General features: G+C 54.2%; 28 protein-coding genes. 19 read left to right on the forward strand and 9 right to left on the reverse strand.

Translation table 11 applies throughout. From position 1 onward, the window contains the following. Window positions 1-36 precede the first annotated feature (36 nt). The 5 genes from ptsP to A8990_RS06190 all read right to left on the reverse strand — a co-directional run bounded on the left by ptsP (window position 37) and on the right by A8990_RS06190 (window position 5,057). Window positions 37-1,770 carry a phosphoenolpyruvate--protein phosphotransferase gene (gene ptsP, locus A8990_RS06170; protein ID WP_116188142.1) on the reverse strand — a complete coding sequence of 578 codons (1,734 nt, stop codon included), beginning with the start codon at window positions 1,768-1,770 and terminating at the stop codon, window positions 37-39. Further along, on the reverse strand, window positions 1,767-2,027 hold the full coding sequence (locus A8990_RS06175) for an HPr family phosphocarrier protein (RefSeq protein WP_116188143.1): 261 nt from the start codon (window positions 2,025-2,027) through the stop codon (window positions 1,767-1,769). The genes ptsP and A8990_RS06175 overlap by 4 nt, the downstream gene beginning before the upstream one ends. A 136-nt stretch (window positions 2,028-2,163) precedes the next feature. Beyond that, entirely contained in the window at window positions 2,164-3,639 is a 1,476-nt protein-coding gene (gene nagE / locus A8990_RS06180) for an N-acetylglucosamine-specific PTS transporter subunit IIBC (protein ID WP_116188144.1), read from the reverse strand. A 45-nt stretch (window positions 3,640-3,684) separates the two neighbouring features. Beyond that, window positions 3,685-4,173, reverse strand: a complete 489-nt coding sequence (locus A8990_RS06185) for a PTS sugar transporter subunit IIA (protein WP_116188145.1) — start codon at window positions 4,171-4,173, stop codon at window positions 3,685-3,687. A 14-nt stretch (window positions 4,174-4,187) separates the two neighbouring features. Then, a complete protein-coding gene (locus A8990_RS06190) occupies window positions 4,188-5,057 on the reverse strand; it encodes a PRD domain-containing protein (RefSeq protein ID WP_116188146.1) in 870 nt (289 codons plus the stop codon). Window positions 5,058-5,326: 269 nt separating this feature from the next. On the opposite strand from A8990_RS06190, the gene A8990_RS06195 reads away from it, so the two are divergent. The 7 genes from A8990_RS06195 to A8990_RS06225 all read left to right on the forward strand — a co-directional run bounded on the left by A8990_RS06195 (window position 5,327) and on the right by A8990_RS06225 (window position 12,809). Continuing rightward, entirely contained in the window at window positions 5,327-5,956 is a 630-nt protein-coding gene (locus tag A8990_RS06195) for a molybdenum cofactor guanylyltransferase (RefSeq protein ID WP_181909429.1), read from the forward strand. Window positions 5,957-6,311: 355 nt separating this feature from the next. Then, a complete protein-coding gene (locus A8990_RS06200) occupies window positions 6,312-7,010 on the forward strand; it encodes a DNA alkylation repair protein (protein WP_116188148.1) in 699 nt (232 codons plus the stop codon). 96 nt (window positions 7,011-7,106) lie between these two features. Further along, window positions 7,107-7,931: an alpha/beta hydrolase family protein gene (locus A8990_RS06205; RefSeq protein WP_116188149.1), complete on the forward strand. Its 825-nt coding sequence runs from the start codon at window positions 7,107-7,109 to the stop codon at window positions 7,929-7,931. Between the two features lie 147 nt (window positions 7,932-8,078). Beyond that, on the forward strand, window positions 8,079-9,437 hold the full coding sequence (nagZ, locus tag A8990_RS06210) for a beta-N-acetylhexosaminidase (RefSeq protein WP_245995866.1): 1,359 nt from the start codon (window positions 8,079-8,081) through the stop codon (window positions 9,435-9,437). 61 nt (window positions 9,438-9,498) lie between these two features. Continuing rightward, window positions 9,499-11,097, forward strand: a complete 1,599-nt coding sequence (locus A8990_RS06215; protein WP_181909430.1) for an RNA polymerase sigma factor — start codon at window positions 9,499-9,501, stop codon at window positions 11,095-11,097. A gap of 65 nt (window positions 11,098-11,162) precedes the next feature. After that, window positions 11,163-11,957, forward strand: coding sequence for a VOC family protein (locus A8990_RS06220; protein WP_116188151.1), 795 nt, complete (start codon window positions 11,163-11,165; stop codon window positions 11,955-11,957). An 87-nt stretch (window positions 11,958-12,044) separates the two neighbouring features. Next, window positions 12,045-12,809 carry a GTP cyclohydrolase II gene (locus tag A8990_RS06225; RefSeq protein WP_245995867.1) on the forward strand — a complete coding sequence of 255 codons (765 nt, stop codon included), beginning with the start codon at window positions 12,045-12,047 and terminating at the stop codon, window positions 12,807-12,809. A 271-nt stretch (window positions 12,810-13,080) separates the two neighbouring features. Here the strand turns inward: A8990_RS06225 and A8990_RS06230 are convergent, their stop codons facing one another. The 3 genes from A8990_RS06230 to A8990_RS06240 form a co-directional block, all read right to left on the reverse strand. Further along, window positions 13,081-13,350, reverse strand: a complete 270-nt coding sequence (locus tag A8990_RS06230) for a hypothetical protein (RefSeq protein ID WP_116188153.1) — start codon at window positions 13,348-13,350, stop codon at window positions 13,081-13,083. 186 nt (window positions 13,351-13,536) lie between these two features. Continuing rightward, window positions 13,537-14,052, reverse strand: a complete 516-nt coding sequence (locus A8990_RS06235; RefSeq protein WP_116188154.1) for a hypothetical protein — start codon at window positions 14,050-14,052, stop codon at window positions 13,537-13,539. Between the two features lie 44 nt (window positions 14,053-14,096). Continuing rightward, window positions 14,097-14,486, reverse strand: coding sequence for a copper amine oxidase N-terminal domain-containing protein (locus tag A8990_RS06240; protein ID WP_116188155.1), 390 nt, complete (start codon window positions 14,484-14,486; stop codon window positions 14,097-14,099). Window positions 14,487-14,707: 221 nt separating this feature from the next. On the opposite strand from A8990_RS06240, the gene A8990_RS06245 reads away from it, so the two are divergent. The 3 genes from A8990_RS06245 to A8990_RS06255 are packed head-to-tail and all read left to right on the forward strand — an operon-like array spanning window position 14,708 to window position 16,032. Beyond that, a complete protein-coding gene (locus tag A8990_RS06245; RefSeq protein ID WP_116188156.1) occupies window positions 14,708-15,295 on the forward strand; it encodes a TetR/AcrR family transcriptional regulator in 588 nt (195 codons plus the stop codon). Between the two features lie 36 nt (window positions 15,296-15,331). Next, window positions 15,332-15,706 (forward strand): DMT family transporter, encoded by a 375-nt coding sequence (locus A8990_RS06250; protein ID WP_116188157.1) that lies wholly within the window; start codon window positions 15,332-15,334, stop codon window positions 15,704-15,706. Next, complete coding sequence (locus tag A8990_RS06255) at window positions 15,706-16,032, forward strand: DMT family transporter (RefSeq protein ID WP_116188158.1); 327 nt, start codon at window positions 15,706-15,708, stop codon at window positions 16,030-16,032. Before A8990_RS06250 ends, A8990_RS06255 begins: the two co-directional genes overlap by 1 nt. A 65-nt stretch (window positions 16,033-16,097) precedes the next feature. Here A8990_RS06255 and A8990_RS06260 read toward each other — a convergent pair whose 3' ends face one another. Further along, window positions 16,098-16,733: a DsbA family oxidoreductase gene (locus A8990_RS06260; protein ID WP_116188159.1), complete on the reverse strand. Its 636-nt coding sequence runs from the start codon at window positions 16,731-16,733 to the stop codon at window positions 16,098-16,100. 168 nt (window positions 16,734-16,901) lie between these two features. On the opposite strand from A8990_RS06260, the gene A8990_RS06265 reads away from it, so the two are divergent. From A8990_RS06265 to A8990_RS06300, 9 genes are all read left to right on the forward strand, one after another. Continuing rightward, window positions 16,902-17,783, forward strand: a complete 882-nt coding sequence (locus A8990_RS06265) for a DUF72 domain-containing protein (protein ID WP_116188160.1) — start codon at window positions 16,902-16,904, stop codon at window positions 17,781-17,783. Window positions 17,784-17,938: 155 nt separating this feature from the next. Further along, entirely contained in the window at window positions 17,939-18,367 is a 429-nt protein-coding gene (locus A8990_RS06270) for an RrF2 family transcriptional regulator (RefSeq protein ID WP_116188161.1), read from the forward strand. 74 nt (window positions 18,368-18,441) lie between these two features. Next, the gene (trxA, locus tag A8990_RS06275) at window positions 18,442-18,753 is read left to right on the forward strand and encodes a thioredoxin (protein ID WP_116188162.1); all 312 of its coding nucleotides are present in this window, start codon (window positions 18,442-18,444) and stop codon (window positions 18,751-18,753) included. A gap of 201 nt (window positions 18,754-18,954) precedes the next feature. Beyond that, entirely contained in the window at window positions 18,955-20,190 is a 1,236-nt protein-coding gene (locus A8990_RS06280; protein ID WP_116188163.1) for a molybdopterin-dependent oxidoreductase, read from the forward strand. Between the two features lie 79 nt (window positions 20,191-20,269). After that, on the forward strand, window positions 20,270-20,959 hold the full coding sequence (locus A8990_RS06285; protein ID WP_116188164.1) for a hypothetical protein: 690 nt from the start codon (window positions 20,270-20,272) through the stop codon (window positions 20,957-20,959). Continuing rightward, on the forward strand, window positions 20,934-21,410 hold the full coding sequence (locus tag A8990_RS06290) for an accessory gene regulator B family protein (protein WP_181909431.1): 477 nt from the start codon (window positions 20,934-20,936) through the stop codon (window positions 21,408-21,410). The genes A8990_RS06285 and A8990_RS06290 overlap by 26 nt, the downstream gene beginning before the upstream one ends. Before the next feature lie 5 nt (window positions 21,411-21,415). Further along, the gene (locus A8990_RS31425; RefSeq protein WP_181909432.1) at window positions 21,416-21,553 is read left to right on the forward strand and encodes a hypothetical protein; all 138 of its coding nucleotides are present in this window, start codon (window positions 21,416-21,418) and stop codon (window positions 21,551-21,553) included. Window positions 21,554-21,561: 8 nt separating this feature from the next. Next, window positions 21,562-21,981, forward strand: a complete 420-nt coding sequence (locus tag A8990_RS06295) for a LytTR family DNA-binding domain-containing protein (RefSeq protein ID WP_116188166.1) — start codon at window positions 21,562-21,564, stop codon at window positions 21,979-21,981. 541 nt (window positions 21,982-22,522) lie between these two features. Next, window positions 22,523-23,296, forward strand: a complete 774-nt coding sequence (locus A8990_RS06300) for a MerR family transcriptional regulator (RefSeq protein WP_116188167.1) — start codon at window positions 22,523-22,525, stop codon at window positions 23,294-23,296.

The raw sequence follows: 23,296 nt of genomic DNA on the forward strand, positions 1-23,296 counted from the left end.
CCACCTATAGAGGGTGGGAGGTTTTGCTTCAATACATTACAGCCCGCGCACCGCAGGGACGCGCGCTTCGACGAGCTCGCGGATCGCTTGCGGCGAGTCGAGGTCTAGCGCCTCGGCAGCTAGCGCCGCCATCTCCTGCTTGCTCAGCTGGCGGATCAGCGCCCGCGCTTCGAGCACCGCGTTCGCGCTCATGCTGAACTCCTGCAGGCCTAAGCCCAGCAGGAGCGGCACCGCATGCGGCTGGCCGGCCATTTCGCCGCACATGCCGACCCACTTGCCTTCGGCCTCGGCTGCGCGGATGACGCGCTCGATAAGCCGCAGCACAGCCGGCTGCATCGGATCGCCGAGCGCGGTCAGCTTCTCGTTCATCCGATCGGCCGCCATCGTATACTGCGTCAGATCGTTCGTGCCGATGCTGAAGAAGTCGACCTCCCGCGCGAAGCGGTCGGCCATCATCGCAGCACCGGGTACCTCGATCATAATGCCGACTTCGACGTTATCGCCGACGGCCACGCCCTCGGCAATCAACTCTTCGCGGCATTCCAACAACAATGCCTTCGCTGCGCGGAACTCCGCCAGCGTCGCGATCATCGGGAACATCACCTTCACGTTCCCGTGGGCGCTCGCCCGCAAGATCGCGCGAAGCTGCGTTTTGAACAGATCATGCCGGTCGAGCGAAATCCGGATCGCCCGGTAGCCGAGGAACGGATTGTCCTCCTTCGGCAGATCGAGCAGCGGCAGCTCCTTGTCGCCGCCGATATCCATCGTGCGGATGACAAGCGGAGCGCCTGGCTTGAACGCCTCCGCCGCCCGTACATAGGCGGCGAACTGATCCTCTTCACTTGGCAGCGTGTCGCGGCCCATGTACAAGAACTCGGTGCGGAACAGGCCGACGCCTTCCGCGCCGGCAGCCCGTGCGCCCGCCGCATCGTCCGGGGAGCCGATATTGGCGACTAGCTCCACATGCACGCCGTCGGCGGATACCGACTTGGCCTCCAGCAGCGCGCCGAGCTTCTCGCGGCGCGCCTCAAGCGCTTGCTGCTTCGCGCGATATTCCTCCGCAAGCGCAGCATCCGGGTCAATGAACAGCTCGCCCGTGGAGCCGTTCACGATGAGCAGCTGCCCGTTCTTGATCGAATCGAGCTCGCGGCCCATGCCGACGATCGCGGGGAAGCCCGACGCCCGCGCAATAATCGCGGAGTGCGACGTGCGTCCGCCGATCATCGTGACGAAGCCGGCGACGGCGCTCTTGTTCAGCTGCGCTGTATCGGACGGCGTCAAATCCGCCGTCACGAGCACGACCGGGCCGCCGCTGACCGACGACGGAACGCCCGTCCGCCCGGTCAGCTGCCCGAGAACGCGACCGCATACGTCGCGGATGTCTGCTGCGCGCTCGCGCAAATACTCATCATCGAGGCTCTCGAACATCGCCGCGATTTCGTCCCTTGCTGCCGCAATGGCTGCAGCAGCAGGCCTCCGCTCATTCGAGACGAGCTCTTGTGCGCGGCCAATCAGCTCCTCATCTTCGAGCAGCAGCAGATGGCCTTCGAAAATCTCCGTCTCATTCGTCCGTCCTTCAGCCGCCATCCGGTCGCGCAGCCCGCTAAGATCCGCGATGCTGGCAGCAACGGCTTCTTCGAGCCGCTTCTTCTCGCCATCTACAGCCGCAGCATCGATCGAAGCGGGAAGGGCTGCCTCGTCAAGTTGTTCAATGACCCAAGCCGGGCCGATCGCGATGCCGGATGAAGCGGCAATACCGCTCAGCTTCATTTCGAGCGCTCCGCGAGGATGGCGCCGATTTCCTGCTGCGCCGCTTCCGCTTGATCGCCTTCCGTGATTAGCGTTACGCTGTCGCCGTGCTTCGCGCCGAGCGTCAGCACGTTAACCAGACTTTTTGCGCCTACGCGCTTGCCGTCTTTCTCCAGGAATACTTCTGTGCCCGCATATTTCTTAACCGCTTCAACGATCAGTTTCGCAGGGCGAACGTGAATGCCGAGCTCGCTGCCAATTGTGTACGTTTGTTCCATAAGTAGGTTCCTCCTCGAACGCTCTATCCGTAATGTATAGAAGCGCGGAGAGCGCAGCCCATATATAGCTGACTCCCTCGCGCCAATTGGTCCAAAAAATCATTCCATCTTTTTGCATCAACTTTTGCATCAATGGCTACATCAATTTCTTAATGTCGTCCTTCAACCGCTCGGACTGCGTACCGAATATAACTTGTACCGCGCCGGAGCCGAGACGCATAACGCCGGAAGCGCCAAGCGCCTTAAGCGCTGCATCATTGACAGCCTTCTCGTCTTTCACGACAAGGCGAAGACGCGTAATACATGCATCGATACCGACGATGTTGTCCGAACCGCCGATGTTTTCGAGCACGCGCGCAGCTTTATCGTTGCCGCCGGCAACGCCTGCCTTTCCAACTCCGCCAGTGCGCTGCTCCGGCGTTGTGCCGACAAGCGCATCATCGTCTTCACGGCCAGGCGTCTTCAGGTTGAACTTCACGATCACGAAGCGGAACAGGAAGTAGTACACAACCGCGAAGATAAGACCGATCGGAATGAGCAGCAGCGGCTTCGTCGCCAGCGGGTAGTTGACCAGATAGTCGATTAAGCCTGCGGAGAAACCGAAGCCATGCTTAATGCCGAGCGTATAGGTGATATAGCCGGAAAGGCCTGTCAATACAGCATGGATAGCGTACAGACCTGGAGCTACGAACATAAATGCGAATTCGAGCGGCTCCGTAATACCGGTCAGGAACGAAGCGATAGCTGCGCCGACGAATACGGAAGCAATGGCTTTGCGCTTCTCAGGGTGTGCGGATCGAATAATCGCCAGCGCACCCGCTGGAAGGGCGAACATCATGATCGGGAAGAAGCCTGTCATGAACATGCCCGCTGTTTTGTCCCCGGCGAAGAAACGCGTCAAGTCGCCGTGAACGACTTTGCCCGCCGCATCCGTAAAGCTGCCGATTTGGAACCATGCGATCGAGTTCAGAATGTGGTGCAGACCGAATGGAATGAGCAGCCGGTTCGCTGTCATGAAGATGGCCGAGCCAATGCCGCCAAGGTCTACGACCCATGTACCGAAATCATCAAGCACGTTCTGGACCGGACCCCAGATGAGACCGAAGATGAGACCGATAATAACCATCGCAAGCGATGTAATGATAGGGACGAATCGTTTGCCCGAGAAGAAACCGAGCCAATCCGGAAGCTTGATATTATGATAACGATTATAGAAGAAAGCCGCGAACATACCTGCGATGATACCGCCAAGTACGCCCATATCGAGCTTCGCGTCTTTGCCGACAAAGTCCGCGAATGCTAGAGGTACTTTTGCCAAAACATTCGTCAATACCAAGTAAGCGAGCACGGCAGCGAGTGCTGCTACAGCATCGCCGGCGAGGCCGATCGCCACGCCGACTGCGAATAGCAGCGGCAGGTTATCGAAGATCGCGCCGCCGCCTGCGGCGAGGAATGGCGCTACATATTGGTTCAGCCAGCCGCCGAATCCTTCGCCAAAATGAAAATCAGTGACGTAGTTGATGTTACCGAACCGCAGCAGAATTGACAGCGCTGGGAGGACGGCAACGGGAAGCATAAGCGCTTTCCCGATTCTTTGCAAAAATGCTAACATGTCTTCTCAATCCCTTCTTAGATGTAGTTGTGTGAGACCATAACGCTATGCAAGCACCGCGCGAATGACGGTTGTGTCGCCGGCTTTAACGTCTCCGAAGAAATTTTCCATCTCCGCAACCGTCTCGCCGTTTGCGATAATGACCGGTGTAATGACCGGATAGCCCGCCGCTTTGATTTTGTCGATATCGAACTCGATCAGCGTTTGGCCGGCTTTGACCGTGTCGCCTGTCTGGACATGGCCAGTGAAGCCTTCGCCTTGCATCGCTACCGTATTGATTCCGATATGGGCAAGTACCTGTAAGCCTGACTCATGCTCGATGATAACGGCGTGATTGGTATGGATGACATGTGCGATCACGCCGTCAAAAGGTGCGATCAGCTTGCCGACAGTCGGCTCGATTGCAACGCCGTCGCCCATATGCTTGCCGGCGAACGCTTCATCCGGCACTTCTGTGAGCTCCACGGCTTTGCCTGTGAGAGGGGAGACGATTTCGAGCGTTGCCTTCTTCGATTTGAACAGTTTGCCTAGCATAATTCCTTCACTCCTTAAACGGGATGATGTTGATCTAGCCCTTGGAAAAAGCGGTACAACTCGATAGCTATGTAGCCGACCTCTTCATCAGGTACTTCTGTGCCTAGCCGCTCTGCGATCAGAGCCGACAGGTCTTGCGCAAGTGCAAAGTCCCCTTTGAACTTCTTTCGAAGCTCCGGCAGAAGCGGATTCGCCATGTGCTTCCCTTGGCTAATGCGCTCGACCGTATACCGCAAGTCGGTTACGAGCCGGCGGTAGTCCATGCTGTCCCGGGAAATTGCGATTCCTTGAAGCGCTTCGATCCGCTCGACAAGCTCTGTCACCACATTCGAGAATTTGGCGAGCTCCCAAGCCGCAACATTCGTTAGCGCCGAATGGACATGGTAGGTGAGGAATCCGATCTCATCCTCCGGCAGATCCACGCCGAACGTCTCCTGAATCTTCGCAGCCGCCCGGCCTGCCGCTTCATATTCCGCGGGGAACCACAGCTTCGTCTCCTGGAGAAAAGGATTCACGATCTCCATGCCGTTCTGAAGCCGATAGAGGACGAACTGAATATGGCTTGGCAGCGAGTAATACACTTTGTTATTCAGCGGCCCGCCGAACCTCTCTTCGATGTCGGCGAGAATCGCTTCCGTAATGCGGATGACTTCAGGATCGGCTTCTTCCATCATGGCGTGGTAATGCTTCATTTGCTTCGGATCATCCAGGCGGAACCGTTTCTCGATCCGCTTGTCGTCCTCGGCCAGAAGCTCGCCCGATTTGATGCCGAACCCGATGCCCTTCCCCATGAGCACATACTCCATGCCCTGTGTATCCGATTGCGCCAAAATAACGTTGTTGCCGATGACGCGGTCAACTCGAAGCAGCGATTCTTTCTTCATGCCGAAACATACACCTCGCACCTGCTTAGTATGGCAATTGGGAACAAAAAAGAGCCAAGAAAAATTCCGCTGGCAGCAGAAAATTTCTTGGCTCATGCCCTCATGTTAAGGTAACACGCCAATTCATATGGGAAATACGTCCCTCATCATAACGTAAGGAAGCGTTTTCGTCAAATGGTGAAAAACGCTTAATTTCTGGATGCGAAATCTGTGTTCAAGACTGCGTGATATAATGGTTACAGCGATTTGCAGGTATGGAAGGGGGAACCATGATGATGCTGGCGGGAGCGGATGTGCACGGTATTATTTTGGCGGGCGGACAGAGCAGAAGAATGGGGACGGATAAGGCGTTATTGCCGGTTGGGGAAAAGGTGCTGCTGCGCATCATCGCCGATGGGATGCGCCTTGCTGGAATTGGTGGAACCATCATCGTTGCAGCAGGAGATGGAGAGCGGGAGGAGACTTATCAGCAAGCGCTAATTGGTGTTCGAGGACCGATAGAATTTGTTCGTGACACGTATGTGGATAGCGGACCATTGGCGGGGCTGCATGCTTCATTATCCGAAATTCCGGGACAAGCTTATGCCTTCGTTATGGCTTGCGATATGCCTGTATTGTCGGAGTCGCTGCTCGGTCGAATGCTTGCTTCTGCCTCTTTTTCAGATGATTGTCCGGACGTCATTCGCACAACGTTGAATCAACCTTTTCACGCGCTTTATCATACAGGAGTGGTTAATCGTCTGCAGCAGCTTCTAGAGCAGCGCGATCTTCGCGTTATGTCATTCCTGAATGGTCTATCTGCTCGGAGTCTTTCGCCAACGCCTGAAGAGGCTTCGGCATTCATCAACCTGAATACACCTGAGCTATATGCCCAGTATATTGCTCAGCATCGTCTCTAACCGAATGGGCGGGGCACGTTCTCCCTCTTTTCCTCTGCCCGCTCGGTTTCCGGCAACTTCGTCACCTTTTCCGTCGATCTGCTCCATTTCTCCACTCTACCTGCTACTTATCTCCCTTAGTCCGTCGTTCTTCGTCACTCTCAGCCAAATTGTAACGATATATGACATCCCCTCCCTCTTTTTGTCGCCTTTTCCGGCTGTTTATCACCAGTATCTGGAACAATTCTCTGACGCTACATCAGTATCCCTCATTATGTGATAAAAACTTACAAATCACTTGTCGTGTTATGTCTGTGTAAGTTGTAGTGAACCGTTGAAAAAATTATAATCAAGTCATTAAAGGAGGCTGGAATGGATGAGTGCACGTACATCGGCGGCGGTATCGCCGTCTTATTGTAAAGACATAGAAGCGCTATTGCGCAGCCATGCTAACGGAGAGGCTGCTGAAGCGATGTCGGCATATATGCGCGGGTTGTTTCCTTTCCTCGGGATACGGACGCCGGAGCGGACTTCGCTTACGAAGCAGTTCATGAAGGAAAACGGAGTTCCGTCCGGTGAGGAACTGGAGAAGGTTGTTCGCGAGCTGTGGGCGATGCCGGAGCGGGAGTTCCACTATACGGCAATGATGTTAATGGAGAAACGGAAAAAGGACTTGCGGCCTGAAGACGCGCCGTTACTGGAGTTTATCGTCACAACTAACTCATGGTGGGATACGGTAGACCTCATTGCCAGCCATCTGGTCGGTACGTTATTTGCGAAGCATCCGGAGATGGTGAAGCCCTATACGGAGAAGTGGATGGAAGAATCAGACAACCTGTGGCTGCGCCGTACCGCGATTCTATTCCAGCTTGGCTACAAGGCGAAGACGGATGCTCCGCTTCTGTTCGATCTGATTCGGCGCACTGCGCATGAGGAGGACTTCTTCATTCGCAAGGCGATCGGCTGGGCACTTCGGGAGTACGGCAAGACAGACGCGGTGGCGGTCAAACAGTTCGTTGCGGAGACGGAGTTGTCCCCGCTAAGCGTGCGTGAAGCGCTGAAGCATATTGGATAATCCTAGGCAAAACGGCAATTGACGAGGCGCTGTTTCCGTGGTAAAGTTAATTCCAACAAAGTAAGTAGGGATTATGGGAATAAGGTGGTGCCGAATATGAATCATCCTATAACAATTAAAAGCGGCGACTTGCAATTATCGGGCGTACTGCAGTATCCTCACTGCGATCCTGAGACGAAATATGCGGCCAAATTTCCGCTTGTTATTATATGCCACGGCTTTATCGGCAATCGAATGGGAACGGACCGCCTGTTCGTAGAGGCGGCGGAACGGTTGACTCGCAGCGGCTATCTGGTGCTGCGGTTTGACTATGGCGGCTGCGGCGAGAGCACAGGCGATTATGGCAGCGGCGGTCTTGATGAACTGATTGCGCAGACGCGCACGGTCATCGATTATGCGTCGAGCCTGGATCTCGTTGATCATGAGAGGCTGACGTTGATCGGTCATAGTCTCGGCGGCGCGGTTGCCGTGCTGACGGCAGCGCGCGACGCTCGCGTGAAGTCGCTCGTGCTATGGGCGCCAGTTGCGCATCCGTTCCTCGATATCCGCAACATTATCGGGGCGAAGGCGATACAAGAGATCGACACCATCGGCAAAACCGATCATATGCACTATGAGCTGACGAAGCGCTTCACGGATTCGCTTGCGCAGTATCAGCCGTTGGTAGAGCTGAGCGGATACAGCGGCGATGTACTAATCGTGCACGGAACGGCAGACATGGTGATTCCGGTCGACTATTGCTTCCTATATCAGAAGATGTTTTGGACTCGTAAGGAAGGCGGCTGCGACAAAGAAGTGATCCTGCAGGGGGATCATACTTTCTCGTCAAAAGCTTCCCGCGAGCAGTTATTCGATATCTCGCTCCGTTGGGTCGATTCCCTCGGCAAGCGGCGGAATGATTGGAGTTTGTGGACAATCTAACGTTCCATGTCAGGTTAACCGCCTTTTCTCTTTGGGAGAGAAGGTGGTTTTTCTGCATATATGGGTTCAAATAGAGGTTCTTCGGCCAATGATGAGGAAACAATAAGGAAATCACATAAGAGAACAAGGGAAGCTGGTGATTTGATTATGATGCGAATGAGAATACGCGCCGCGGCACTAATGGCGGCGATTCTGTTAGTGACGGGCTGTGCTGCCCATGAGACGGCGGAGCAGCCTGCGCCGGGTTCGGGAGCGAATGCGCCAGGGCAAACCGGCGGGCACTCGGTTACGACGCCGACGGAGCCCGTGAAGCCAGCTGAACCGGCGAAGCCGGAACAGCCAGCGACGGAGCCTTCCTCGCCGCCGACTGAAGAGAAGCCGCCTGCGCAAGAAGCGCCGCCAAAGTCGGCGATCCAGAAACAGCTGGACCGGATGACGCTTAATGAGAAGCTGGGCACGATGATTATTGCGGGCATCGACGGGACGAAGGCGGACGCGCGGGCGCAGCGGATGATCGCGCAGCAGCATGTCGGCGGCGTTATTTTCTATAAAGACAATGTGACGACCCCGAGCGGAGTTGCCGCTTATGTGAATCAATTGAAATCGTGGAATAGCGGGAATGTCTCGCCGCTGCTCGTTACGGTCGATGAAGAGGGCGGTAGAGTCGAGCGTCTTCCGGGACTAGTGTCCTTCCCGAGCGGGAAGGCGGTCGGTGATACAGGTGATGCCGCATATGCGGGGCGAATTGGCCATCTGCTTGGAAAGGCAAGCAAGGCGATGGGGTTCAATGTGGATTTTGCCCCGGTGCTTGATATTAATAGCAATCCCAAGAATCCGGTCATCGGGGATCGTTCGTTCGGTGCGACTGCGGATCGGGTGACGAAGATGGGAATCGCTGTGATGGAAGGGCTGCGGGCGGAGAAGGTCGTGCCGGTTGTGAAGCATTTTCCGGGGCATGGGGATACTTCTGTGGATTCGCATCTGGAGCTGCCGATTGTGTACAAAACATTGTCCCAGCTGAAGGCGTTCGAATGGCGTCCATTCCAGCGTGCGATTGGTGATGATGCGGATGTCGTCATGATCGCGCACATTCTGTTTCCGAAGCTGGATTCGAAGTGGCCGGCTTCCTTGAGCAAGCGCGTCATTACGGATGAGCTCCGCGGAACGCTGGGCTTCAAAGGCGTCGTCATCACCGACGACCTGACGATGGGGGCGATCGCCAACCATTATGGGATGGGCGTAGCAGCTGTTCAGGCGGTAAAAGCGGGCAGCGATATCGTGCTAGTCGCGCATGAATATACGAATGTGGATGCGGTAATCGCGGCGCTTAAGAAGAGTATCGGCAAAGGCGAGATCACGGAGAAGCGGATTAACGAGAGCGTGCTGCGGATCTTGGCGCTGAAGGAGCGATATAAGCTGTCGGATGCGAAGGTCAAGGCTGTGCCGGAGCTGAAGGCAATCAATGATGCGATTCGTTCGGAGAAGGCGGCGCATGGGGCGAAGTGAGTTATATGTGTCGCTGTTGTGTTAGGTTGATGTGACTTATTGTGGGCGAGGAGAGCCGTCTGTGGAAAATAACAATGAGACCGCCGAGCTGGTCGCACTTGTGAAACGAGGGGAAACAGCTGCATTTGAGCAGATCGTCACGAGGTACCGCTCGGCGGCGCTGTCTTGGGCGAGGGAAATTGTCCGCGACGTTTATTTGGCGGAGGACATCGTGCAAGAAGCGTTCCTGCGCATGCGGGACAAGCTCGGCAGCTTGGAGGACGACGCGAAGTTCACGGCGTGGTTCCGCCTCATGGTGCGGCGGACAGCTATGAATGCAATTCGCGGTAAGTCCGGCAACGAAGCGCCAATTGATCTGCTCGGGAGTGCTGGTACGGCTGCGATGGAAGCTGGAGGAGGTGCGAACTCTAGCTTCGGCAATGCCGGCGGCGACGGTGGTGAGCCGGATGAAATGGCGGAATGGGAAGAACAGGCTGACCGCGATGAACTCGTCGAACAGGTGCTGCAGCGGTTATCAGGGCAAGCTCGTGAGGTGCTTCGTGCAAGCGCGTTCGATGACGCGACGCCGGAGGAGCTGGCGGCAAGGTTCGGAATGAACAAGAGCAATGTTTATAATATTTTTTCCCGGGCTAGGGTGAAGACGAATGATGAGCGGTTCAGCAGCGAGGTCGCTCGTTACTTGAAGGAGCGACGCAGCAGGCGGGAGACCGTCGCCAAGACGCTGGCGGAGCCTTCTTATTCAAGTCCGTATGCCTTCATCTCTGTGATGATTGGCGAAGCGCTGAGGTATGTGAGTGATGGAGCGGAATGGAGTACGACCGAGCTGATGGGCATCTCCGGCGATGCCTTCCGTCTCAATACGGCGGCGGGCTGCAATTGGCGGGGTATTTCGACCTTCGATTGGAGCTATACCGGCTATCAGACGATGGAGCGGCTCGGGATTGAAGGGACCTGCTTCGGACGCCCGCAGCGGCGGAGCATTACACCGGAGCAGCAAGTACATTTATTGGCGGTCATTCAAGGGACGATCGATCGCGGTGTTCCTGCCATTATTCGAAATATGAACATCAATGAGTTTGGTTATGTGTACGGCTATGACGATGAAGCGGGCGAGATCAAGTATTACGGCGCGAACCGGCTGAAACGCAGCTTCCGCTATGACAAGCTGGGGCGCACCGGGGAGGAACCGCCGTTGTTCGTGCTCGGCATTCGCGGACAGCGTTCGCAGCCGATGCCAGGGCGAGCGGCGCTGCAGGCAATAGTGAACCATGCTCGAGGCAAGGAGCCGCCGCTCGAAGGATTCGCCTACGGGCTGAAGGGCTATGAGCTCTGGCTCGAGGCGGTGGAGCGGGGCGGCCTTAACTTGCATGGCCATGCGTATCAGGTTGCGATTTTGGCAGAGGCACGGCAGCGTGCAGCCAGTTATCTGCAGGGGCTGGCAGTGCGAAGCGGCGGCAGACGGGAACAGGGGCTTGCGGCAGCTGCGGCTTGCTATGGCCGGGTAGGCGAGGAATTCCGGCGGCTGTACCCGAGCTTTCCTTTCGGCTACGGAGGCAGTCACGGCAATCGGATGGGGCAGATTCGCTCCGGCTTGCAGGCGGCATATGAGGCGGAGACAGAGGGTATCGCAATCATCGAACATTTACTGCAGCAATGGTGATAGATAATTTGGCATCGCCGTGTCTATAGGGTGAGAACGAACATGAAACCTGGGGGGGAATGATAATGATGATGAACGAAGCTATTAAGACTGCCGCTAACTCTAACGCTGAAGCTGACGCTGACACTGGAAAACATCCAATTAAACCTTTTATGCCGGCGGTATTCGTTCCGGTTCGAGACTTAAAACAAGCGACAGAATGGTATGCCAGCCTGCTTGACCGCCATATTGCGCCGCAGGATGCGCAGTTCGAACACGGCATTTATATTTTTGAGTTCGAAGGCGGCGTGCAGCTCATTCTGGACAGCAATATTTGGGGGGGAGGCAAGCCTGTCATCATGTTCGATACGGACGACATTCATGCCGCGAGTGCATTTTGCGACAGCCATCCGCATGAGTCCCGTACGGAGGTGTTCATTGATGAGTTCGTCTCCGTGTTTACGGTCAACGACGATACGATGATCTGCCGCGCCAACCGTCCGCTGGACTTGCCTCCGCAGTCGATGCACGCATTGTTGGGCAAAATAAGCCGCATCATTGTATCTGCGGGCGATGATGCGCATAAGGTGGACTGGTATGAGGGGCTGGTCGGCAAGGCTGCGGAAGCGGACCCGCAGTTTGGAGATTTGCGCCGCATAAAGATGGACAAGGGCGCGGACTTGCTCATTAATGAGCATCGGCTAAGCTCGGCCTCCGGCAAAGAGCCAATTGCGGTTATTGCAACGCCTGACCTGGCAGGAGCGCTGGCGCATTTGCGTGCCAAAGGTGCGGAAGCAGGCGAGATTGAGGGGGAGCATGGCACGGCATATTTTACATTCGAAGATCTGGATGGCAATGTGTTCGTCGTGAGCGAGGGATAATCCATCTCCGCCTCTGCCCGCCGCATAAATCCTATTGCTGCACCCCACACTAAGGGCAGTTTGGTTGCGATGGGGGGCTCTCATAAAGTGATCGATGAAGCAATTGTTGCGATATTGGATGATCGAATTCAGACGATAAAGAGCAAGCGCGGCACAGTTATGCTGGTAGGTCCGATTTCGCTGCCGGTGAATCTGGACGGGGAGACCGTGAAGTTTCAGTGGTACTGCTGGATGCCGTGTAGGGACCTCGTTCACAGCGAGGGTGGATGCAAGGAGAAGGAGCGCACCGAATACCTGATCGAGCAGCTGTCGGAGTCGAACTTGGCGGAAAAGCAGCAGTCGAGCGTGCTCGTCTACGGCGACTTCGCGAATAATCCGGATGCGTACATCCGGATGCACAGTATCTGCCATACGGGCGATATCTTCGGCAGCAAGCGATGCGACTGCGGCTTTCAGCTGCACCAATCGATGCGGATGATCGTGAGCCACGGCACGGGCGCGCTATTCTATCTTGCCAACCATGAGGGGCGCGGGATTGGGCTGTTCAGCAAAGCGATGGCGTACATTTTGCAAGAGAAGGGCTACGACACGGTGGAGGCGAACCTGGAGCTCGGCTTCAAGGACGATGCACGCAGCTACGAGGAGACGATTGTTGTGCTGTCACACTTGCGCAGCAAGCCGGTGACGCTCATTACGAACAATCCGAAGAAGCTCGCAGCGCTGAAGGCATCCGGCATGAACGTCGATGACCGCGTGCCGCTGTGGGGCGATATTTCGGAATTTAATCGCAAGTATCTGGAGACGAAGGTGAATCGGTCGGGGCATTTTGCCGAGGAACTGACGATACCGTGAAGCAGAGAGACCCCGCGTTCGAGGGAACGCGGGGTTGTTTGTGTGCGTGTGCGGTCGGCTGGCGCTAACGGACTCAGGAGTCGCTATTCGGCGCGAATCGGCCGTCACATAAGTCTAACGGACTCGAAAGACGCTATGTAGTGAATTTGGCCGGGTCTGAGTCTGGATTGGAGCGAATAAGGTCACTGGAGTCCGTTAGAGTCTGGAAGAGGCGATATTCGAGCGAATAAGGGTTGTGAGGTCCGTTAGAGTGGCGGCGGGGTAGGTTGGGCTACAATTCCTCCAGTGCCTCGCGGATATCCGAGTTGACTATATCTTCGGTATCATTGTCCCGAAAGTAGATGACCAGCACGTTGTTATGCTCATAGATGCCCGGATGAAGCTCGTCCAGCGCTGTCCTTGCAGACATTTGCGCCTCAAAATCCTTCCGTCCCTTCACCCGCTCCGCTTCGGAATCGAACCCGTAGATGGACAGATTGACGACGGAGACGAAGGGTTGGTCAGTCGCCTTACTAAATGGTTCGTCCGTGATCAGTCCCATGCATAGGTATCGATGCTGTACGTGTTGGGATCGACCCGATCCAGCAATCGAGCGTAGATGCCGCCTGGGAAGCCGCCTTTGACTGCTTGGGCCGCACATGCTGTGATCAAAGCAGCGAGCAGCAGTATTAGTGCAGTAAGCCTGATTGGTTGGAAGTTGGAAAGCCTTGAGGAAGTAAATCCGAAATTAAGGCAGTCTCACTTCATTTCTCGTCTCGCCTGGTAACACCATGTCGAGAGAGCCGGACTGCTCCTTCAGCTCGCCGCCTACAGACCATGTGGTACCGAGCACATGGATCGTGCCGTCACTATCAACCGTTCCAGTCGTATGCCGCTCACTGTCCAGATAGGTGCTCGTTATGTTATAGACGAAGCCTTTATCTCCAGCTGCAGTCGGGTACGTGCCCGTTGCTTGCGTGTATTCGCCGTCGAAGAACAAGCCGAGTGCATCCTTGCTTCCAAGCGGAATGAGTGCGCGCCAAGTGACCACGAAGAAACCGTCGATCAGCTCGTAGAAGGCTGCGGTATCGCCCGATACGAGGAAGAAGCGGTTCGCTTCGCCGACAGGGAACAAGAACGTCGCGGCATATCCCTCACGCCCCTGTGATGGGTACAAGGTCGGCAGCTGGGCATAGTGTTCATTCAATGCGCCTTTCTTCTTGACCAGCAGACGTGCATCACGCAGCTCGCCCGTCGCGAGCACTGCCCGATCGGCTGAATTTATAAACGAATGCAGCGAAATGGTCCTTAGCCGAAGGATACGGCGATCATCCGAAGCGGCACATACACGCGGCCTTGCTGCGAGACTGCTGCCGCATCAAGCGCTACGGTCTGCGGGCCCGGATTAATGCTTCCGTATACAGCTGTCGCCGTCTTCGAGCCTGGCTTGAAGGCAATCGATTCCGTCCATTTGCGCACATCGGCCGTGCGTGTCTTGGCATCCCAAGACACATAAGCACCGAGCGCTTCGGCAACGACGCGAAGCGGGACAAGCGTTCTGCCATTTTCCACAATGGACGGAACTGAGGTAAGAACAGTCCGTTCGTTCGCCACGATGCGGCTTGGCTTGGCTGCATGGGCGACAGGGCTCGCTGCCAGTAAGCTTAGCGCGGCTGTGAGGGTAATTATTCTCTTCATAGGTAAGCCTCCTCTATATGAACGTTCAGACGCCAGAGTGGAGCAAAAAGTTCCGCCTTCGCTCTTTACCCCAGAGGAAGAGTCTTGACACCGCACTGCAAACCCAGTATGATCACGTGAGGTCAGCTAACTAACGTTCGTTAGGCAAGCTCGCGAAACGCAAAGTTAAAGTAGGTTAAAGTGAGATACAGGAAGTCCAAATAAAGGAGACGGTGATCCGCATGACAGCGAACCGGTTAAAGCAAGCGGCACTGACGTTATTCGCGGAGTCGGGCTACGAAGGCGTGTCCCTCTCGGAAATTGCGAAGTCGGTCGGCATTAAGACGCCGTCGATCTATGCGCACTTCGAGTCCAAGGAGCAGCTGCTGCTGGAGCTGATTGACGATGCGATCCGCGAGGAGCATGCGAAATTCATGCAGCTGCTGGCAGAGACATCGGATCAGCCGCCGATGGAGCGCCTATATGCGGCATTTATCTTTTTCACGGATTTGGACCACATTACGAAGGGACAGTCGTTTCTGAAGCGAACGCTGCTCGTTCCGCCTCGTCATCTGGAGGAGCGGCTCGGGCAGGATTTTATCGCTTACGAGGATCAAATTACGCTGCAATTGACGGAACTGCTGAACCGCTGCGCACATTGTGAACCTGAACAGTCGGAGAGATTGCTGGCGCTGTTCTATGCGTTAACGGACGGCTTGCTCGTTGAATATAAACTATACGATTCGGCGCTGTATCGGCGACGGCAGGCGCTCATTTGGGATTGCCTGCGGGAAACGGTCGACCGGACGCGGACGTCGCCCAAGGCTTAACGCAAAGGGTGACAAGAGAAAGGAGAACTCATCATCATGGCATGGCTGTTTCTGCTCATTGCAGGCTTGCTTGAAATTTGCTGGGCCTATGGGCTTCAAGCTTCGCATGGATTTACACGGCTCGTACCGAGCATCATTACGGTCGCGCTGCTTATTATAAGCTTCATGTTCTTCTCGACGGCGATGCGCAAGATCGAGATCGGCACGGCCTACGCGGTCTTTACTGGTATCGGTACAGTCGGTACGGTCATCTCTGGCATCGTGCTGCTGGGTGAACCTGTCGATGTGCTGAAGCTGGTATTCATTGCACTCCTCATGAGCGGCATTATCGGGCTCAAAATGATCGCTTCGGACCCGGCTGAGGCAGAAGCTGAAATCGAGGCGGGCGGGGCGAAAGGAGGGGGCAGCTAATGGAGTGGTTGTTTCTGCTCCTATCGGGGCTTGGCGAAGTCGGCGGTGTGACGGGGATTAAGCTGTCGAACGGTTTTAAGAATTGGAAAGGCACGCTGCTTGCGATCGGTGCGGGGTTCGTCAGTTTCTATTTCTTATCGCGGTCACTGCAAGGCATTCCGATGAGTACGGCATACGCCGTCTGGACGGGAATCGGCTCGGTTGGCAGCGTCGTGCTCGGAATGCTCGCATTCGGCGAATCGAAGGATAAACGCAAACTGCTCTTTATAAGTATGATTATTATCGGTGTTATCGGACTTCGAATCGTCGGCGAGGGCGGCCATTAATGAATAGGTGCCTGAATAAAACAGAAAGCTGAGTGCGTATTCACACGCCCTCAGCTTTTTCTCATTTAAACGCCTGTATTCACGCCGCCCATCAGTCCGAGCAGTTCCTCGGCAGGGTACGCACCTGACAATGCATAACGATTGTTGAAAATAAAGAACGGCACGCCAGTAATCCCAATCTGCTGCGCCTTCCGCAAGTCCGCATCCACCGCTTGGCCGCCTTCGCCGCTCATCAGCCGCTTCTCCAGATCGGGGGTATTCACGCCGAGCTGCTCGGCAATGCTCATAATAGCGTCTAGCTGTGCGACATCGGCTCCGTCTTCGAAGTATGCGCGGAACAGCTCTTCGACCGCATCGGCGCGGCGCTCCTCCGGAAGCAAAGCGATGAATCGGTGCGCCAGCCGCGTGTTCGGCATCCGGCTCACCTGGTCGAAGCGGAACGTAACGCCGACGGCTGCGCCAGCTCGCGTTACTTGATCCATGGCCCGCTTCATGGACTCTCGTCCGCCCATTTTTCGCATCATAACCTCATCGAATGCCCGGCCTTCCTCTGGCAGGTTCGGGTCGAGCTGATAAGCGTGGTACGTTACGGTAACGGGCTCATCATTCCTCTCCTTCCAGAGCTCGATGGCGCGCAGCAGATTTTGCTTGCCGATGCGGCACCAGGGGCACACCACATCGGAGTACACATCAATATGCATAACGAAACGACAACCTTTCGGGTAAGTTTTTCTAAAGTAGGCAGGGCGGTTGTTGCTTTGCAAAATAGGGACGCTGTAAACTTATGCTAATCTACATGCTAATGCAGTTTACTTAATCAAGCAAGGGCGCCAAGGCCCGTCCTGGTGCAAAATGTGAGGTGACAAATCGTGATCGAGATCGGTTTATGCGGATGGGGCGACCATTCCGAGCTGTACCGCGGAGCGGGTTCGGCGCGTAATAAGCTGCCCGCATATGCCCACTGGTTCCGCGTCGTCGAGGTAGATAGTACCTTCTACGCGATTCAATCGGCGCATACGATGTCGAAGTGGGCTAGCGACACACCAGGCGACTTTCGCTTCGTTATCAAGGCTTATCAAGGCATGACCGGGCATGCGCGCGGCAAAGGCACTCATCCCTATGAGAACGAAGAGACAATGTTTCAAGCATTTCTCGATGCGATCGCGCCTATTCGCGAAGCGGGCAAACTGATGGCGGTGCTGTTCCAGTACCCGCCATGGTTCAATTGCACGCGCATGAACGTGGATGCGCTGCGGGCGGCGAAGGCGCGCATGGGCGATGTGCCATGCGCGCTCGAGTTCCGCCACCAGAGCTGGTACGCGCCAGAGATGCGCGAGAAGACAATCGCCTTCACGCAGCGCGAAGGCTGGTATCACACCGTCTGCGACGAGCCGCAGGCTGGCGACGGCTCGATACCGATCGTCGAGGCGTCGACCAGCGAGGAGCTGACGCTTGTCCGGCTGCACGGCCGCAATACGGGCGGCTGGGTATCGAGCGGACAGCCGAATTGGCGGGACGTGCGGTACTTGTACCGGTACAATGAAGCCGAGCTGAGCGAGTGGGCGGAGCGGCTGCATCGCCTCGCGCAGCAATCGCGCACGGTGTGCGTGCTGTTCAACAATAACTCCGGCGGCGATGCGGCCGACAATGCGCTGCAGCTAATGGCGATGCTGCATCAGCTTCCGCCGCGCGGCTCTTTCGAGCTGGCACTGCCGGGAGATGCGGACGCGGAGCAGCTCGAGCTGTTCTGATTTGTGCCTGCCTACTCGCTCGCACAACGTTTACGTTCCGTTCAAGCGTCGATGAATAGACATGCCCTCTTCATCACAAAATAAGACAGCTGCCGCCGTTGACAGATTCAACTGTAACTGATATGATTACAGTATAAAGCGGGGTGCCGTTAAGCATGAACAGCGAATTCACCATTGCCGTACACAGTTTAGTTTACTTGGCTTATTTGCCGGAGCGCATGGCGCCAAGCGAGGCCATCGCGGATAACGTATCGACCAACCCGGCCCGTATACGCAAAGTGATGAGCTGTTTGAAGCGCGGCGGTTATGTCGACACGCGGGAGGGCGCAGGCGGCGGATACCGGCTGACGCTTGATCCAGCTGTTGTCACCCTAGCCGATATTTATCGACTGATGGCGCAAGGCTCCGTCATTCCGAGCTGGTGCTCGGGCGATCCGGATATGGATTGCGTCGTCGGCTCCAACATGCGGGAAGTGATGGACGGTATTTTCTGCAGGGCGGAGAAGCAGCTTGAGAATTATTTTGGCGGCATTACGATTGCAGGTGTGCTGGGTCAGATCAAGGAATGCAAGCAGTGTCCTTGAGGCATGAGCTTTAGGTGAGACGGGGTATCCCTTCCCATAGGATTACGAACTTATTGTAGAGAGGATGAATGAACATGGCAGTAGCATTGACTAAAGACACTTTCAACAAAAGCATCGAGAGCGGCGTAACGCTCGTTGACTTCTGGGCGCCATGGTGCGGCCCTTGCAAAATGCAGCTTCCAATCGTCGAGGAGCTCTCCACTGAGCTGGCAGGCTCCGCGACAATCGCGAAAATCAACGTAGACGAAGAGCCTGAATTGGCTTCCCAATTCGGCGTTATGTCGATCCCTACGCTGATCCTGTTCAAAGACGGTCAACCCGTTGACAAAATGGTTGGTCTGCAATCCAAAGCAGCGCTTCAAGGTAAAATTCAAGGCCAACTGTAAGATTTGCAGCAAGAGCCCTCGCACCGGTGGTGTGAGGGCTTTTCTCTGTAGAGGGGCGTTGAAGTAACTGGATATATTCATTTATTTTGCAGGCCTGGGCCAGACAATCTTCAATCTCTACAGACGAATTTCATGTGCGTTTAATGTACGTAGGATATAATTGGAACACCAAACTTATCTCTTTAGGAGGCGGGTGCTGACGTGCAGAACTGGTTGGCTCGTGTGCGGCGAGGATATGGCAAGAAGCTGGCTTCACTCCATTCATGGAACGGTTACATCGTTGTCATCCTGGCACTGACAGGTCTCGTCTTGTTTCAAGGGATGTGGCGCGGCATTCTCGGTGAAGGCCGGGTTATCATCCGCTATATTCATATCGTGGTCGGTATCGCTTCACTCTTGCCGGTCGTTTACTATTTGCTCCTTGCGAGTAAGCACTGGAAGCAGCTGAAGGGTAAAATCTATCAGAAAGCCAATGTGCTCATCGTGCTGGGACTGCTCGTTGGCTGGCTTCTATCGGGGCTGCTGCTCTGGCAGTTCAGAGCGGTCGGTCCGCGCTGGTCGAATAATGCCCTCTATGTCCATGACGCGCTGACATGGGTCGGGCTGCCGTATATCATCTACCACTCCGTCACGCGCCTGAAGTGGCTGAAGGAGCCGCATCGCCGCACCGTGAAGACGGACGACGAGAAGAGAGAAATCATCCATCCGGCGGCGGGTCAGCCGCAAGCGGTTATGTCTCGCCGTGCTTTCATCCGGGTAGCGGTGGGAGCGGGTATTGCGGTTGCGGTCGGGCCGTCTTTTGTAAAATGGCTCGCAAGCTCGCTTAGTCCAGGCGAAAGTATCGAGAAGATCGTCGAGTCCGACGCGAACAATATGGTCCCTCTGCCGCAGCCGCTCGCAGCTTCATCGCCGCCGGTTGGCGGGGGCAGCAAGGGTACATTCCGCATCTATACGGTGACAGAGATTCCGAAGTTCGATAACAATAACTTCTCGTTCATCATCGACGGCTTAGTCGAGAAGCCGGTGAAATGGAACTGGGAGCAGTTCGTGGCGTTGAAGCGGGAAGTGCAGGTGAGCGATTTTCACTGCGTGACGGGCTGGTCGGTGTACAACAATACGTGGGAAGGCATTAAGCTGAAGGACTTTCTGAAGCTGGTCGGCGTAAAGCCGAATGCGAAGACGGTCAAGTTCTACTCCGGTGACGGTGTATACACGGATTCCCTCACGCTCGAGCAGGCGAATATGGACGATGTGATGGTAGCGGTGCTGCATGACGGCAAGATCATTCCGAGCGACCTTGGCGGACCTGTCCGGCTCATCGTACCGAAGATGTACACGTACAAATCGGTCAAATGGCTGAACCGCATCGAACTGATCGACACCGATCATATCGGCTACTGGGAAGAGCGCGGATACGACAACGACGCCTGGGTGTAAGCGCTCTTATTTCGTATAGAAACCGCGTGTCGAATAAGGTAGAATGTGGGTAACTGCTCGAGAAGAGGTGACAGCACAAGTGAACTATATCATCTACTTTATTCTGGATTGTCTGGACACATTGGCAGTGACGGTTATTATGTTCTCGATATTCCAGTATCCGATTCGGGAGTACTTGAGAGAGATTGGGATTATTGCTTGTATTCTTGCGGTGGCATCGATTGTAGGAAGAGAACTAATGGGGATAGGGGCTGAATACGATGCTCTTAACCACATGATGTTACTGATTCTAGGTTTGCGGTTCCTTATCAAAGTTAGGTTATATCGCTCGTTTCGGATTGTAGGGGTTGGCATGATCGGGTACTTTGCTATTCAAATGAGTATTGTAGCGGTAACAACGATGACCGGACTAGTCGATGCTTCTATGTTAAGACATTCGAATAGTATTGAAGCAAGACTGGTTCAATTACTATCTCAATCGGTTTCGTATACAATCGCTTATATGATTTTCATGTTTAATCTCGGTATATCCAAGTATATAAGACCGCCACATGATTTTTACTTGGACACCCGCATCACCAAGGAGAAATGGAGCGTGTATACCTGGGTTACAGTATCGCTAATGTTGGTACTGACATGTTTCTATCTATATATCGAGCGTTCTGAAATTGTAGCAGCATTAATTCTAGGCAGCATTCTGTTTACGATTGTAATCATGCTCACTTATAGGAGAGACACAAGCATTGAGCGTAATCGTATTTCTATCTAAGAAGGTTGCAACCGCGGTGCATAATGCCAATCCCGAGGAAACGAGTAGTGTTGAAAGGCTCACGGCATTACTAGCCCTTCAGACAATAAATTTTGGAGTAAGTATTGCAGCGTTGCTCATTGGGCTGCTTACAGATACGTTTGTGGAAACGTTAATGGCTGTTGCCTCTTTTGCAGTGATAAGACTGCTGACAGGCGGCTTCCATTTCAGCAACTTGGATGTTTGTTTTCTTGTTAGCACAACTGGGCTGGCTGCTATCCCGCATATGCAATTAAATACGTATTTTATTTATATTCTTTCGGTTTTATCAATAATCTTAATAGCCATATTTTCAACTCGAAAAAGAGTTTTGCCGATTTGCATTATTTTATTGAATATTCTATTACATTCACCTATTATTATATTAGCAATATTTTTCCAATCGATTTCTTTAAAACATAACAAGAGGTGACTTCCATGAAGAAGAAATTGGCTAAGATGGTATCGAAGGCGCTTAACGCAACAGTTAGTAAAACGGATGATGCACAGACTTTTAAACTATTTACAGGAAGCATCGACATTCCTAGCGACAAGAAACAGCAAGAACAAAAGTAGGTGGACACATGTCGATCTGGGTATACTGCGTGCGGATGGAGCCTGTTGATAATCAGGTCGTCTGTAAGAATCTCGATGTCCTGAACGAGGTTTTGTATATGGGTGTGACCTCAAGGCCCGTCAAGAAAGGGGTCAAGGCACAGCATCCCCCAGGCATTCCGATGTTTGTTACCGCAGAGGCTACATACTTCCAGCTGCACAGCGTCGAAAGCTATCAGCGAATACTTCAGCCATACGGATTCGATTTGTTCCACAGCTCTTATCTTGTAAATGTATCGCTTGTAGATCGAATTGAGGTCGGAACCTACGGCAATGACGCCTATTTCAAAGGCGGAGGCAGCATTCACGTGCCCGTATCCAGACCGAAAACCGAGGAATATCGGCACCTTGTAGTAAGAAGACCTTTGCAGCCCGAGTTGGGGCTGTGAGGGTCTTTTTGGTTATGTGGGACAGACGTCGGTTTGTCATGGGGACGTGCAATGGAATCAAAACAGGTTAAAGGAGGGGGTCACTCAAATGCGAGAAGAAGAATTAATTCGACAACGAGAGGAAAACTGGGACTACTAGTCTAAGTCTAAGTCAAAGTCGTAAATCCGTAACCTGAAAAGACAACCGCTACTGGTGTGAGTTTCTTTATCCTGCTGCAATTGATAGCTATATTGGAAAAATCCACTCATATTTGCCGTTTGCGGCGTTTTTGCTTGGCTATATTGGATTTATCCACTCATTTTCGGCCGGATAGGCCGATTTCATCCGGTTCTCCCAGAAATGAATGGATTTTTCCACTATAGCACTCAAATATTACTGAAATGGCATTTTTTCGTTGGATTAATCCAATATAGCTTGAAAACTATAGCTCAACTGAGCTGCCCGAAGGCGGAGCGACACGCTCGTTCCAAACTAATAAAATCAGGTTTGACATTGCCGTTACGGCAAGGTGTACAGTTGGTTTGTCGGGAGGTGATTGTGATGGAGTATACGGTGCAGAAGCTGGCGAGGCTCGCTGGCATCAGTACGAGGACGCTGCGGTTCTACGATGAGATTGGCATTCTTAAGCCGGCAAGAATCAACTCGTCGGGGTACCGGATCTATGGGCAGGCGGAGGTCGATCGGCTGCAGCATATTTTATTTTACCGGGAGCTTGGGGTTAGTCTGGATCAGATCAAGGCGATGCTCACCGATCCGTCCTTCGACCGGTCAGCGGCGCTGCAGGAGCACCGTCAGCAGTTAATCGACCGACGAAACCAGCTCGATGCGCTCATTGCCAATGTGGACATGACGATCGCATCGGCCGAAGGGAGTATATCGATGAGCGACAAACAGAAGTTTGATGGCTTCAAGCAGCGGATGATCGACGAGAACGAGCGGAAGTACGGCAAGGAAGCGCGCGAGAAGTATGGCGATGATGCCGTGAACAAGTCCAATGCGAAGCTGCAAAATATGACGCAAGAACAGTATGACGAAGTGACTCGGTTAGCGAAGGAAGTGCAGGATACGCTGGCTGAGGCATATAAGCAGGGGGATCCAGCGGGTGAACTTGCGCAGAAGACGGCTGACCTGCATCGCCAGTGGCTGTGCTACTACTGGGATAAAGACAAGTACAGCAAGGAAGCGCATGCGGGCTTAGCGCAGATGTACGTGGACGACGAGCGCTTCCGTGCTTACTACGACGTGAACCAGCCTGGAGCGGCAGAGTTTCTGCGCGATGCGATTCACATTTATACAGGTGCGAAGCAGCAGTAG

Source organism: Paenibacillus taihuensis, from assembly GCF_003386535.1.
GTDB lineage: Bacteria > Bacillota > Bacilli > Paenibacillales > Paenibacillaceae > Paenibacillus_Z > Paenibacillus_Z taihuensis.